General features: G+C 26.6%; 1 protein-coding gene. It reads right to left on the bottom strand.

Annotated elements, in window-relative coordinates; all coding sequences use genetic code 11:
• Nucleotides 1-56: 56 nt before the first annotated feature.
• Nucleotides 57-342 (bottom strand): hypothetical protein (locus tag ACX6CF_RS26680; RefSeq protein ID WP_458788409.1); only part of this gene is annotated, 286 nt, incomplete at its 5' end.

Here is a 342-nt window from a genome sequence, read left to right on the forward strand (position 1 = left end):
ATACTTAACTATTTTTCAATCAAGTCTCATATCTAAATAATACTTTTGTACTTAAACTAATAATTAAATGCAAAAAACAGCCATACTAATATAGAGGCTATCGTCAAAAACACAAAAAACACCATACTATTTTTAATGGTTCTTAAATATGAAGTCTGTCTGTACATCATTAGATTATTTAGTTCTTCACTAGATAAATCTGTTTTAGCTAGACGATAGTAGCTATCAGAATTGTCATATTTATAAACACCTTCAGGTAAGTTCTCTTTTTTATTTCTTAACTCTTTGAAAGTTTTATTTTCTTTCATGGAACATGGTTCATGGAGAATATCTAATTCTTTC

The sequence above is a fragment of the Vallitalea sediminicola genome, assembly GCF_054408565.1.